Origin of the sequence: Blastopirellula sp. J2-11 (genome assembly GCF_024584705.1) — a bacterium.
Classification (GTDB): Bacteria; Planctomycetota; Planctomycetia; order Pirellulales; family Pirellulaceae; genus Blastopirellula.
In genome coordinates this window covers 4,815,945-4,828,667 of the sequence record NZ_CP097384.1, presented here as the reverse complement: position 1 = coordinate 4,828,667, position 12,723 = coordinate 4,815,945, and the positions used below count along the sequence as shown (strand labels likewise).

Here is a 12,723-nt window from a genome sequence, read left to right as displayed (position 1 = left end):
AGGTCGGCGTTGTTTCTTTCTTGTTGTCACATTCGCCTGCACCTAGGCCTGCAACGTCGCCCGCGCCGCGGCGATTGTCGTGTCGATATCTTCATCGGTATGCGTTACCGAGATGAAGAGGGCCTCGAACTGGCTGCAGGGAAAGTAAACACCGCGATCAATCAGGCCCCAAAAGAAGTCGGCGTAGCGCTGGGTGTCGCTCTTTGCTGCGGTGTCCCAGTCAACGACCTTGCCGGCGCCAAAAAAGAGAGTCGCCATACTGCCAACCCGCGCTGCCGAAGCAGGAACGCCGGCGTCGGCCGCCGCTTGGGCCAGGCCCGTCATCAGGCGATCGCCCAATTGCTCCAATCGCGGATAAGGATTGGTTTCCTTCAGTATCGACAAGGTCGCGATTCCTGCGGCGGTTGCGAGCGGATTTCCGCTCAGGGTCCCTGCTTGAAAAACTTGGCCCGCCGGTAGAACGTGATTCATGATGTCGGCTCTGCCGCCATAAGCGGCGATCGGCAAACCGCCGCCGACGATCTTCCCCATCGTCGTCAGGTCAGGCGTCACGCCAAACAATTGTTGGGCGCCGCCGAGCGCGACCCGAAAGCCGGTCATCACTTCGTCCATCAGCATCACCGCGCCATGCTTAGTGCACAGGTCGCGAATCGCCGTCAAAAACTCGGGCGTCGGAATCACGGTTCCCATGTTGCCGACGATCGGCTCAAAAATCACGCAGGCCAAATCATCGCCATGCTTTGCAAAAGCGCGGGCTAATGCGTCCGGATCGTTGTACGGCAAGACGATCGTATCGGCGGTCGCGCCAGGCGTCACCCCTGGCGAATTGGGAACGCCCAACGTTGCTGCAGCGCTGCCGGCGGCGACCAGCAAGCTGTCGACATGACCATGATAGTTGCCGGCGAACTTGACAATCTTGTTGCGTCCCGTAAAGCCGCGGGCAACGCGAATCGCGCTCATCGTCGCTTCGGTGCCGCTGTTGACCAGGCGTACTTTTTCAACCGACGGCACCAACTCAATGATCAACTCGGCGAGGGTATTCTCGCGCTCGGTTGGCGCGCCGAAGCTGGTCCCTTGATCGACGGCTGCGTGAATCGCGGCGCGGACCTGCTCGTTTCCATGTCCCAGGATCATCGGCCCCCACGAGCCGATATAGTCGATGTAGCGATTGCCGTCGACGTCGATCAAATAGGCGCCTTCGCCTCGCTCGAAGACGAGCGGCTCGCCGCCGACTCCGCCAAAAGCACGGGCCGGGCTGTTCACGCCGCCGGGCATCAATTGTAAAGCGCGCTGGAAAATTTCGTGGCTGCGAGTGCGTGACATAGAGCGGAACTTCTCGGTGGGGGCCTGTTACGAGAGGGAAACACTTCTTAGTTTTATAGTCGAAACGCCTGATTTCGCTACTGCCTCCCCCCTGTTCTCGACTCATGCACGGCATTCTCAACATTCACAAACCGCCCAGGTGGACCTCGCGCGACGTGGTCAATCGGATCAATCGATTCGTCCGCCCGGCCAAAGTGGGGCATGCCGGCACGCTCGATCCTTTAGCGACCGGCGTCCTGATTTGCTGCGTCGGCAGCGGCACGCGGCTGATTGAATATCTGCAGCAAATGCCCAAGCGATATGTCGGCCAGTTTGAATTAGGGAAAACGAGCGATACCGAAGATTTAGAAGGGGTCGTTACCGAGATCGTCGACGCGCCGCAGATTTCCGCCGCGCAGCTGACGGCGATCTTGCCGGAGTTTGTCGGAGAAATTTTGCAGCGTCCTTCCTCCTTTTCGGCGATCAAGGTCGATGGGAAGCGCGCCTACAAACTGGCTCGACAAGGCGCAGCGGTCGAACTGGCGCCGCGTGAGATCAACATCTACGAAATCACGCTGCGAAGCTTTGAATATCCAAGGTTCGAGATCGACGTCCTATGCGGCGCCGGCGCCTACATGCGCGCACTCGGACGCGATATCGGCGAGCGCCTCGACAGCGGCGCCGTCATGACCGGACTAGAGCGAACGGCGATCGGCGATTTTCGTCTGGAAGACGCACTGCCGCTGGATGATCTGAGCACCGAGAGCGTCGCCGCCAATTTGTCTCCCCTCGCATCCGCAGTCTCCCAAATGCCGCAAATCACACTCACCGCGGACGAGGTGAACGAGATGATTTATGCCCGCGGCATCCGTGCGTCGATGGAAAGCCCAGCCGTCGAAGTCGCCGCGCTGGACCAGCAAGGACGCCTGATCGCCATCTTGACTCGCCGCGAAGACCAACGTTGGAAACCGGTCAAAAATTTCGCGCTGACGCTGGAATAGTCTTCGTTGCGCGTTGTGCGAACACGTTTCTCTTGCTCGATTCCCCCAAACGAAATCAGCCGCACGGCGTTAGCCGCGTTTTTTTTCCGCCGATTGACTGTCGCAATTGAGTTTGTGTTAGAAACCAGAGCTAACGCTCAGCGGCTGATGCTATTCCTAGAACATTGGCACATCTTCATTCGTCATTTCGCTTCCTAGTGATTTTACCGATCCTGCCGACTTGCCCGATTCTTTTCACCAGCGAAACGGCGCCGCGCGACGGGGTGACGTTGATTTTGCATCGCTAGCAATGCCGAAAGAAAGAGAGACGGACCAACAGGATTTGTCGGGCAAGGATCGCCCCGCGACTTTGCGGCATGCACGGCATGTCGTCGGCCAAAATGGAGTGGCGCCCGCCATGTTCGAAAATCGCAGCCTACATCGCGACCTGATCGCAATCGGTTTGGCGGCGGCGGTGTTGTTTCTTCTGTTGTCGCTTGTCAGCTACAACGCGGCCGACCCGATCCCTGCGCTCCCCTCACCGATCAGCGAGCTTTATCAGCCCGATGTGGTGGTCTACCCGCCGGCCGAACGCGCTCACAATATCTGCGGCGGCATGGGAGCGCTAGCGGCCGATTTGCTCTATTCTCGCTTAGGGGGACTGGGCGCCTATTACCTGTTGTTCTCGCTCGCGGCGCTAGATTTCATCTTGCTAAAGCGCTGGGAAGTCTCGGCGCCGGCGCTACGGATGTTCGGCTGGCTCGCTTCGCTGACGGGTCTGACGGCGCTGGCGTCGATGTATGCTCCGATGATGGGAACCGGGCCTTTGGCCGGCGCCGGCGGCGGACTCGGCATGCTGGGCTCGACCCTGTTGCATCAGCATTTCGCAGCCGTCGGCGGAACATTGTTGGCGCTGACCGTCACGGCGGTCGGACTCTTCCTCTGTACCGACTATGAACTATTGCGATTGGCGATGGTCGTTGGCGTCAAGGGAATTGAGACCGCCGTTCTGGGGAAAGAAATCGTCGCCAAGCGGATTGGCAAGAAGGGGGACCTGCTGCCGGCCGCTGGCAAAGAGAACGAAGACGCCGCTACCGATCTCGAAGATGCCGAGGAGGAAATCACCGAGGGGATGACGATCCGCATCGGCGGTCGCCAGGTGGAAGGCGGCGACGAGGATGAGGCCGAGTACGACGAAGAAGAAGCCGACGGCGAAGAATGGGAAGAAGAAGCGGAAGAGGATGGCGCCGAAGACGAAGAGTCAGAGTGGGAAGAGGAAGAAGAAGACGAGGAAGCGCTGGAAGAAGTGATCCCCGTCAAAACGTTGGCGGATAAAGTTGCCAAAGAAGACGACCCGCTGGCGGTGAAGAACACCAAGTCGAAGAAGAAGGCGAAAGAAGACGATCGCGCCGCGGTGATCAGTCAATTGAACGCCGCCGCCGACGATGGGCCGAAGCACGAGCATTACGAACTGCCGCCGATCGATCTGCTGATCGAGAACGAAGAGTTTTCGTACGAAGCTCAGGAGAAAGAAGTCCGCCAGAAGGCGAAGATCCTCGAAAAAACGTTCGCCAATTTCGGCTTCAACGTCAAAGTGGTCGAGATCGAAACCGGCCCGGTTATCGCCCAGTACGAAGTCGAACTGGAAGCAGGACTGCGCCTTTCCAAAATCACTGGTCTGGCCGATGACCTGGCGATCGCGCTGCGGGTGCCGAGCGTCCGCATCGTTGCGCCGATCCCCGGTAAAAACACGGTCGGCATCGAAGTGCCAAACGAAGAACGCCAGATGGTCCGTCTGCGTGAGGTGATGGAAGAGGGGCTTGGTCGCTCGAGTAAGATGAAGATCCCGATCTTCCTGGGCAAAGACGTCTCGGGCAATCCGTTGGTCGTTGATCTGGCGTCGATGCCTCACTTGTTGATTGCGGGCCGAACCGGTACCGGTAAGTCGGTCTGTTTGAACGCGCTGATCTCTTCGATCCTGATGACGCGGCGTCCAGACGAAGTTCGCATGTTGATGATCGACCCGAAGATGGTCGAACTAAGTTGCTACAAAACGCTCCCCCACTTGATGCACCCGGTCGTAACCGACATGAAAAAGGCCGAGGCGATCTTGGCTTGGGCTGTCGAGAAGATGGAAGAACGCTATCAGCTGCTGGCCAAGGTTGGCGTGCGGCACCTGGCGGTCTTCAACCAGTTGAGCGCCGAAGAGATTTACGAACGTCTGGAAGTCGGCGACGAGGAAGATCGGAAGAGCGTGCCGACCAACTTGCCGTACATCGTGATCGTCGCCGACGAAATCGCCGACTTGATGATGACCGCCGGTAAAGAGGTCGAGCAGCATATCATCCGTCTTGCGCAGAAGAGCCGAGCGGTCGGTATCCACTTGATCCTCGCAACGCAAAAACCGACGGTCGACGTCATCACCGGTTTGATCAAGTCCAACTTGCCGGCCCGCTTGGCGTTCCAGGTCGCCAGCCGTACTGACAGCCGGGTGGTGCTCGACGAAATGGGCGCCGACAAGTTGCTCGGCAACGGCGATATGCTCTTCCTCTGGCCAGGCACCAGCTCGCTGCTTCGCGGTCAGGGAACGTATCTATCCGACGAAGAAATCAATAGCGTTGTCGATTTTGTCAGCACCGGCGAGCAAGATTTCGTCAAAGAGTTGGTGCAACTAAAGGTCGAAGATGGCGCCGTCGCCGACCCGAGCAAGATGAAGAAACGGGACGAACTGTACGAGCAAGCAGTCGATGTAATCGTGGCCGAACAGCGCGGCAGCGTGTCGTTGCTGCAGCGCGCGCTGGGAGTTGGATATGGTCGCGGCGCGCGACTGATCGATTTCATGGCAGAAGATGGCATCGTCGGACCTTACAACGGTTCACAAGCTCGCGAAGTGACGATCACCGCGATCGAGTGGGAGCAGATGAAGTCAGGCGAAAGCCCCAGCCCCAAGATCGAGATCGAAGAAGACGTCGTCGAAGCCGCGCCAAAGAAGAAAGCGGAGCCGAAGTCGAAGCGATCCAACAAGGTCGTACCGGTCCCAGATGTCGAGGAAGAAGAGGAAGAGGAATACGAAGAAGAAGATGCGGAACTGTTCGACGAAGAAGAAGCGGAAGACGAGGAGTACGAAGAAGAAGACGCCGAGTATGAAGAAGAGGAAGCCAACGGCGACGAAGAGGAGTATGAAGAGGAAGAATACGAGGAGGACGAGTACGAAGAAGAGGATGACGAGCCGGAGGCAGAGGATCGTCAGAAGAGGGCGTAATTCGGGCCTCTTTTGACATTGCCCAAAAAAAGGACGCTCGCAATGAGCGTCCTTCGCTGGATTTGTCTGAGGTTGGCTTTACTTCGAGACGCTAAACGCCAATTCGCCGGCGTTTTGCTGCGTGATGCTCGTTTCGGTACGGTACGCGTTGAACAACGTTCGTCCCAAAGGGATTTCCATTTCGGGCTTGGCGTTGCCGTCATAGCCGTAGATCTGCACTCGGTAAGCGCCTTCTTTCATGCCGAATCGCTCGCCGGTCGTGTCGAACTTGCCGTCGATGATGTCGGTGGTTACGGCTGGACCAGAGTTCCCTTGCGTCGAGTCAGGGCTGAACGTCACGGTGCCGCGCGGCACCGGCGCTCCTTTAAACGTCACGACGCCCGAGACGGAAAATCCAGTCGAATTCGCGGCGCCGCAACCCCAAGCCGTCATCAGCGTAATCGCCATGATGGCGCCGATCGCGTAACTAATAAACTTCATAACCAGACCCAATGAAAAAGTGAGGAGTTGCTACGATCACAAACGACTGGATTAGTCGAGCGGCAGCGATTCGCCCCCTTTGCAACTGGCCGCCGCCAGATAGGTGTCGTGATCGATTGTTTCCGCCAGGAAACGAACTGACGCGTCTCCCAAGGTGAACATCGCTCCGCCGGGGTGACTGCTGCCGAAAGACATGTCGTTAAAGCGGCCTGTTTGGTCCGAGTTAATCGCATCGTTTACATTTTTGGCCCCCACCGAGAAATAACCGACGCGTCCGCCGCGCGACCAGGGGCGATAGCGCGTTTCCTTGCCGTTGCGATCGCTCCACGAGATTTCGCCGAAAGCCAACGTATTGCTGGTGCCGTCAAGGATGTCGTGCATGCCGCGGGATTCGCCTTGGTAAAAAATTCCTACTTTAGAGAAGCCGCCGTAGGCGGTGTCGGAGCCGGCGTCAAATTCATAGGAATTGCCGGTCGATGGATTGGTCCCCTTCGCTCCCAACACGCCGTAATAATGCGTGGTGAAATACTCGTCGTTGTCGTCGCCCATCGGCTCATTACCGCTCGGACAGAGATATCCATCGATCCGCGTTCTTAAGGCGACCGCGTTCACTCCCGAGCCGTAGTTGATCTTCGTATCCATCTGGTCATAGAGGTTGTTCTGCTCAATGAACGGCAGTAACGCCACGTGCAGGCCTGTCCGTTCCGAGTTTCCTTGGCAGCCCAGCGGGAAGTTGCGGTGCGTATCGTGATAGTTGTGCAGCGCCAGGCCAAGCTGTTTTAAATTGTTCGAGCAAGCCATACGGCGAGCCGCTTCACGCGCTTGTTGCACCGCAGGCAACAATAGGGCGATCAACACGCCGATGATAGCGATGACGACCAGCAGCTCGACCAAAGTAAAGCCGCTCTGTCTACGGAAATATCCGGACATAAGGGTGCCTCGATAAGAAGAGATGAAGATACTACCGCACGTCTAGAAAAAGACGTGGGGAAAATGCGAAAAGGATTAAACTCGATAAGCTAACTATCAAATCGGCGAAGGAGAGGGAACCCGATCGCCAAATTCGATGAAATCGCGGTAATTCAATGCTTACCAAGTGAATGAAATACCTACTAGCAGAAAAGATTTCGCCCCCCTAAAGGTTGTGTAACAGGGGGATGATGCTCCTTCGAGATAGCCCAGTCTTTTTAGCGGAATTCAAGTTGGAACTCAAGAAGAATGCCCGATTATTGTTCTTGCCAGATTCACTCTTCGGGAATCCGTGTGTGTAATGCAGTAATTCCCTCCCCCAGTGGAGCTAATTACTGCGTGTCCAGCGGATTGCCCAAGTTGACGATCGCTTATGCAATTCTTCTTTACATGACATCCACAGGACCATGTTGCTCCGGTTTTCTCCGTAGGATTGGCAAAATGCGAAGTTTTTGCCCCATCGTTCATCTGCACCGCTGACGGGTCGATGTAGGTAGAGGTTGAATCAGACCCCGAACCGCTCAACCGGCGGGTGCGTCTGGTTGACATAGAATACTGGTAATTTTAGACTTACGTCTTCACACGCAGGTTGCAGAAACCGGCCACTAGCCTGAAAAGGGTGCAGGGAAATGCCCAACACGCTGATCAACGTAGGCTCGCAGAAGGGACCGATTACGATCGTACGCATCGTAGTACCGGGCCGCTGTGGGCTTGGCTAGAGGAACGGCGAATCACCGGAATCCAACAGCTCTGAAGCCCTTTGCGGTTTCAGAGCTTTTTTTGTTTTCATTGCCAAACGCAGAAACCCAAGCGGCCTGCCCCGCCAGCAGGGACTTTCTTCATGAGAAAAATCGAGATCTACGACACGACGCTTCGCGATGGCGCCCAAGGAGAAGGCGTCAGCTTTTCTTTGCAGGACAAGCTGTCGATTACGCAGCGTCTGGACGAGATCGGCGTCGATTTCATCGAGGGAGGATACCCGCTGTCGAATGAAAAAGACGCCGAGTACTTCCGCCGCGTCCAAGATTTGCAGCTGAAGCATGCCAAGGTCTGCGCCTTCGGCATGACGCGCCGCAAAGGGATTAACGCCGCCGATGATCCCGGCATGCAGGCGCTGGTCAACTCCGGTGCGCCGGTGGTGACGATCGTCGGCAAGACGCATGACTTTCATGTGACCGATGTGTTGCGCGTGACGCTGGAAGAGAATCTGGCGATGATCGCCGACTCGGTCGCCTATATCGTCAGCGAAGGTTGTGAGGTGATCTACGACGCCGAGCATTTCTTTGACGGCTGGAAAGCGAATCCCGAGTACGCCGCCGAGACGATTCGAGCCGCCGCGAAGGCGGGAGCCCGCATGGTGGTGATGTGCGACACCAACGGCGGCAGTTTGCCGGAAGAGATCGCCGAGTATGCAAGCAAAGCAATTGCAGCGCTGGCCGAGTTCCATGTGCCGGTCGGCATTCATACCCACAACGATGGCGACTTGGCGGTCGCCAACAGTCTGGCCGCGGTCGACGCCGGCGCCGTTCAAGTGCAAGGGACCATCAACGGTTTTGGCGAACGGTGCGGCAACGCCGACTTGGTTTCGGTGATCGCCAATCTCGGCTTGAAGCGGAAAGGGTACGAAGTGATCGGCGGCGCCGGTTATCAGCATCTGACCGAACTATCCCGTTTCGTCTATGACACAGCCAACGTCAACCGTCGCAACAATCAACCATTCGTCGGACAAAGCGCATTCGCTCATAAGGGGGGCATGCATGTCCACGCGATCAATCGCGCCGCGTCTAGTTACGAGCATATCGATCCGCAGAGCGTCGGCAACGAACGTCGCGTGTTGGTGAGCGAATTGTCAGGCCGATCCAACATCGTCGCGTTGACGACCAAGCACAATCTGCAGGACGATCGCGAGTTGATGGATAAAATCCTGGCCGAAGTCGTCGCCAAAGAGAACCAAGGCTTTCAGTTTGAAGCGGCCGAAGCGTCGTTTGATCTATTGGTCAAACGGGTCGCCGGCGTCTTCCTGCCTCACTTTGAGATCCTCAAATATCACGTCGAAGTGGAAGATCTAGTCGAGCATCAGATGGTCGACCTGGTGACCGAAGCGACCGTCAAAGTTTCGGTCGACGGCGAGATTCGGTACGAAGTGGGCGAAGGAGATGGCCCGGTGCAGGCGCTCGATGTGGCGCTGCGAAAGTCGCTGAACGGTTGCTTTCCGACGCTCGAAGAAATGCATCTGGTCGACTACAAGGTGCGTGTCGTCAATCAAGAGGCCGGCACCGCCGCGCGGATTCGCGTGACGATCGAAAGCGCCGACGAGAACGACGTTTGGGGCACGATCGGCGTAAGCGAGAATATCATCCAGGCCAGCTGGAACGCGCTGGTCGATGCGATTGAGTACAAACTTTACAAAGACGAGCAACGGGGCAAGTTGCCGGCGCGGGCCAGCGCCCAGTCAACCGCGGCGAAATAATCGTCGCTTGTCCCTGAGCAAATAACGCTTGAGACCAAAGAAAGTGGAAGCAGTGACTTTCAATCCGAAAGATCTCCCGAATCGATTCGATTTTGTGGCCGCTCAGCAACGTATCTACCCGATGTGGGAAGAGCGGGGCTACTTCCACGCCGAGGTGAATCCCGACAAGCCTCCCTACACGATCGTGATTCCGCCGCCTAACGTGACTGGGGCGCTTCATTTAGGACACGCGCTCAACAACACGTTGCAAGACGTGCTGATCCGTTACAAGCGGATGAAGGGGTTTGAGGCGCTCTGGGTGCCAGGCACCGATCACGCAGGCATCGCGACCCAAGCGGTGGTCGAACGCCGGATCTTGGAAGAAGAAGGGCTCTCGCGCCATGATCTCGGCCGCGAGCAAATGGTCGAGCGGATCTGGAAGTGGAAAGATCAGTACGAGACCCGCATCTTGGGTCAGTTGAAGCGGATGGGGAGCAGCTGCGATTGGGAACGGACGCGATTTACGCTTGATCCGATGTGCGCTCGAGCCGTGCGCAGCACCTTCTTTGACCTCTTCTCGAAGAATCTGATCTACAAAGGCAAACGCCTGGTCAACTGGGATACGTTCCTGCAGACCGCGGTGAGCGACGATGAGGTCTCACATGAAACGACCCAAGGTCACTTCTGGCACTTCAGCTATCCGGTGATTGATCCGCAGCCCGGCGAACCGCCGGTGGTGACGATCGCGACCACGCGTCCCGAAACGATGTTGGGCGATACGGCGGTGGCCGTGCATCCCGATCCGAAGCGTGCGCTGGACGAGTTGGAGACAGAGCTCCAAGAGAAGCTGAAGACCGCTCCCGGCAAAGAGAAAGCCGAGATCCAGGCCGAACTCGATCAGCTGATTGAACGTCGCCGGACGATGTTGTCGCAATTGATCGTGCTGCGCGACATGGCGGTGGCCGGTCGCAAGCTGATGCTCCCGCTGATCGAACGCGAAATTCCGCTTATCGCCGACGAGTGGGCCAAGCCCGAAATGGGATCTGGTTGCGTGAAGATCACGCCGGCCCATGACCCGAACGACTACGAAGTGGGCGTGCGGAACGAACTGCCGATGATCAATATCTTGAATCCGGACGGGACGCTCAACGAGAACGCGGCGCAGTACAAAGGTTTGAAGATCTATGACGCCCGCGATCGTGTGGTGGCCGATCTCGACGCGATTGGGCTGCTCGACAAAGTGGAAGATCGCGAGATCGATCTGGCCCATTCCGACCGCAGCAAGACGCCGATCGAACCGTACTTGGCCGATCAATGGTTCATTCGCATGGATGACCTGGCGCAAAGCGCCATGGACGCGGTCACCGACGGGCGCGTGAAAATCTTCCCGACTCGATACGCCAAGGGATACGTCGACTGGCTCAGCGAAAAGCGGGACTGGCCCGTCAGCCGACAGCTGTGGTGGGGACATCAGATTCCGATCTGGTCGCAAACCTGTCAGCTGCAGGAAGATCATGACAAGCTGATCGCGACGCTGGACGCCGATCCCGAGATCGCAGCGGGCCGCGCTTCGTACCAAATCGAACGCGATGTGGAGCGTCAAGCGGCCGAAAAGACCGGCGTCATCCAAGGCGCTGCGCGCGTGGGGATGCCTTACTCAATGATTCACGTCTGCATCAACGAAGATGACGACGCGCTGGCTGCGAAGTACGAGCAGCTGGGGTTCGTGCGCGAAGAAGACGTGCTCGATACGTGGTTCAGTTCGGCCTTGTGGCCCCACTCGACGTTGGGTTGGCCCCAGCAAACGCCGGAGCTGGAGTACTTCTATCCGACCAGCACGTTGATCACCAGTCGCGATATCATCACGTTGTGGGTCGCCCGCATGGTGCTGGCCGGTTTGAACAACATGGGCGAGATCCCGTTCCAGGAAGTCTTCATTCACCCGACCATCTTGGATGGGACCGGCGAGCGCATGTCGAAGTCAAAGGGGAACGGCGTCGATCCGCTGGACGTGATCGAGAAATTTGGCGCCGACTCGCTCCGCTTCGGACTCGCCTATCTGACGACCGAAACGCAAGACGTGCGGATGCCGGTGCAGTTTGAATGTCCGCACTGCGAGGCGCTGATTGATCAGACCAAGAAGAACCGCGTGCAGCCCACGATTACGTGCAAAAAGTGCTCAGGCGTCTTCTCTACGCAATGGGCGCAAAGCGAAGCCGATCAGGCTTTGCCGCGCGGCGCCGTGGTCAGCGAGCGGTTCGAGATCGGCCGCAACTTCTGCAACAAGTTGTGGAACGCCGCTCGGTTCACGATGATCAATCTCGAAGGGTTTGAGCCGGCGCCGGTCAAGGACGCTGACTTGCAACTAGAAGATCGTTGGATTCTCAGTCGTCTGGCTTCGGCCGAAGCGGAGATGACGCGTTGCCTAGAGACGTATCGCTATGCCGACGCGGCTCGTGCGTTGTACGACTTCGCGTGGGACAACTTCTGCAGCTTCTATCTTGAGATGACGAAGGAACGCTTCACCGACGAATCTTCGCGTCCGCTGGCGCAGCGCGTGATTACCTTTGTCTTAGATTCGCTGCTGCGAATGCTTCATCCGCTGATTCCGTTCATCACCGAAGAGATTTGGCAGTCGCTTGGCCAACTGGCGCCGCGCCGCGGTTTGGCCGAAGTGACGGAAGTGACCGACAGCATCATGATCGCCGAGTGGCCGAAGATCGACCCCGCCTGGCAAGACGCCAAGATCGAAGCGCAGTTCGCCAAGTTCCAAGAGACGTTGGCCAGTCTGCGTGAGATTCGCAGTCGCCAAAATATCGCGCCCCGCGAGATGATCGAGTTTGTCATCCGCTGTGACGCGCCGACGGTCGAATTGCTGGAGTCGATGGAGGCCTACTTCACCTCGATGGCCAATGCGCGCAGCGTCGGTTGGGGCGAGCAGGTGACCATTCCCGAAACCAACGCTCGAATCGATTTGCCCGGCATGGAAGTCTATGTCGACCTGAAAGACTTTATCGACATCGACGCCGAAATCGAGCGCAACGAGAAGCAGCGTGAGCGTTTGATGGGAATGATCACCGGTAAAGAGAAGAAACTGTCCAACGCCAGCTTTGTCGAACGAGCGCCGGCCGACGTGGTCGCCAAGGAACGCGAAGGCTTGGAGAACGCCCAGCGCGAGCTCCAATCGGTCGAAGCGGCCTTGGTCAAGCTCCAGAAGAAGTAAACCGCGTCGCGGTGGTCCGCAGCCAGACGAATTTCACTGGCTCTGGTCGCCGCAATCG

General features: G+C 57.5%; 7 protein-coding genes. 4 read left to right on the top strand and 3 right to left on the bottom strand.

What is annotated here, in order from left to right:
• Positions 1 to 42 precede the first annotated feature (42 nt).
• The gene (gene hemL / locus M4951_RS19025) at positions 43 to 1,323 is read right to left on the bottom strand and encodes a glutamate-1-semialdehyde 2,1-aminomutase (protein WP_262023214.1); all 1,281 of its coding nucleotides are present in this window, start codon (positions 1,321 to 1,323) and stop codon (positions 43 to 45) included.
• A gap of 104 nt (positions 1,324 to 1,427) precedes the next feature.
• Here hemL and truB point away from each other — a divergent pair, with 104 nt between their 5' ends.
• Positions 1,428 to 2,303 (top strand): tRNA pseudouridine(55) synthase TruB, encoded by an 876-nt coding sequence (gene truB / locus M4951_RS19020; protein ID WP_262023213.1) that lies wholly within the window; start codon positions 1,428 to 1,430, stop codon positions 2,301 to 2,303.
• 397 nt (positions 2,304 to 2,700) lie between these two features.
• Entirely contained in the window at positions 2,701 to 5,544 is a 2,844-nt protein-coding gene (locus tag M4951_RS19015) for an FtsK/SpoIIIE family DNA translocase (protein ID WP_262023212.1), read from the top strand.
• 78 nt (positions 5,545 to 5,622) lie between these two features.
• Here the strand turns inward: M4951_RS19015 and M4951_RS19010 are convergent, their stop codons facing one another.
• Both M4951_RS19010 and M4951_RS19005 read right to left on the bottom strand, forming a co-directional pair.
• Positions 5,623 to 6,024, bottom strand: coding sequence for a hypothetical protein (locus tag M4951_RS19010; protein ID WP_262023211.1), 402 nt, complete (start codon positions 6,022 to 6,024; stop codon positions 5,623 to 5,625).
• 51 nt (positions 6,025 to 6,075) lie between these two features.
• On the bottom strand, positions 6,076 to 6,954 hold the full coding sequence (locus M4951_RS19005; protein WP_262023210.1) for a DUF1559 domain-containing protein: 879 nt from the start codon (positions 6,952 to 6,954) through the stop codon (positions 6,076 to 6,078).
• Between the two features lie 880 nt (positions 6,955 to 7,834).
• On the opposite strand from M4951_RS19005, the gene cimA reads away from it, so the two are divergent.
• Both cimA and M4951_RS18995 read left to right on the top strand, forming a co-directional pair.
• Complete coding sequence (gene cimA / locus M4951_RS19000; RefSeq protein WP_262023209.1) at positions 7,835 to 9,463, top strand: citramalate synthase; 1,629 nt, start codon at positions 7,835 to 7,837, stop codon at positions 9,461 to 9,463.
• A 121-nt stretch (positions 9,464 to 9,584) separates the two neighbouring features.
• Positions 9,585 to 12,665: a valine--tRNA ligase gene (locus M4951_RS18995; protein WP_410050439.1), complete on the top strand. Its 3,081-nt coding sequence runs from the start codon at positions 9,585 to 9,587 to the stop codon at positions 12,663 to 12,665.
• The last annotated feature ends 58 nt before the right edge of the window (positions 12,666 to 12,723 follow it).

Coding starts and splice junctions, on each gene's coding strand:
- M4951_RS19005 (WP_262023210.1), bottom strand. CDS start 6,954: ATGTCCGGATATTTCCGTAGACAGAGCGGCTTTACTTTGGTCGAGCTG.
- hemL (WP_262023214.1), bottom strand. CDS start 1,323: ATGTCACGCACTCGCAGCCACGAAATTTTCCAGCGCGCTTTACAATTG.
- cimA (WP_262023209.1), top strand. CDS start 7,835: ATGAGAAAAATCGAGATCTACGACACGACGCTTCGCGATGGCGCCCAA.
- M4951_RS19015 (WP_262023212.1), top strand. CDS start 2,701: ATGTTCGAAAATCGCAGCCTACATCGCGACCTGATCGCAATCGGTTTG.
- M4951_RS18995 (WP_410050439.1), top strand. CDS start 9,585: ATGTGGGAAGAGCGGGGCTACTTCCACGCCGAGGTGAATCCCGACAAG.
- truB (WP_262023213.1), top strand. CDS start 1,428: ATGCACGGCATTCTCAACATTCACAAACCGCCCAGGTGGACCTCGCGC.
- M4951_RS19010 (WP_262023211.1), bottom strand. CDS start 6,024: ATGAAGTTTATTAGTTACGCGATCGGCGCCATCATGGCGATTACGCTG.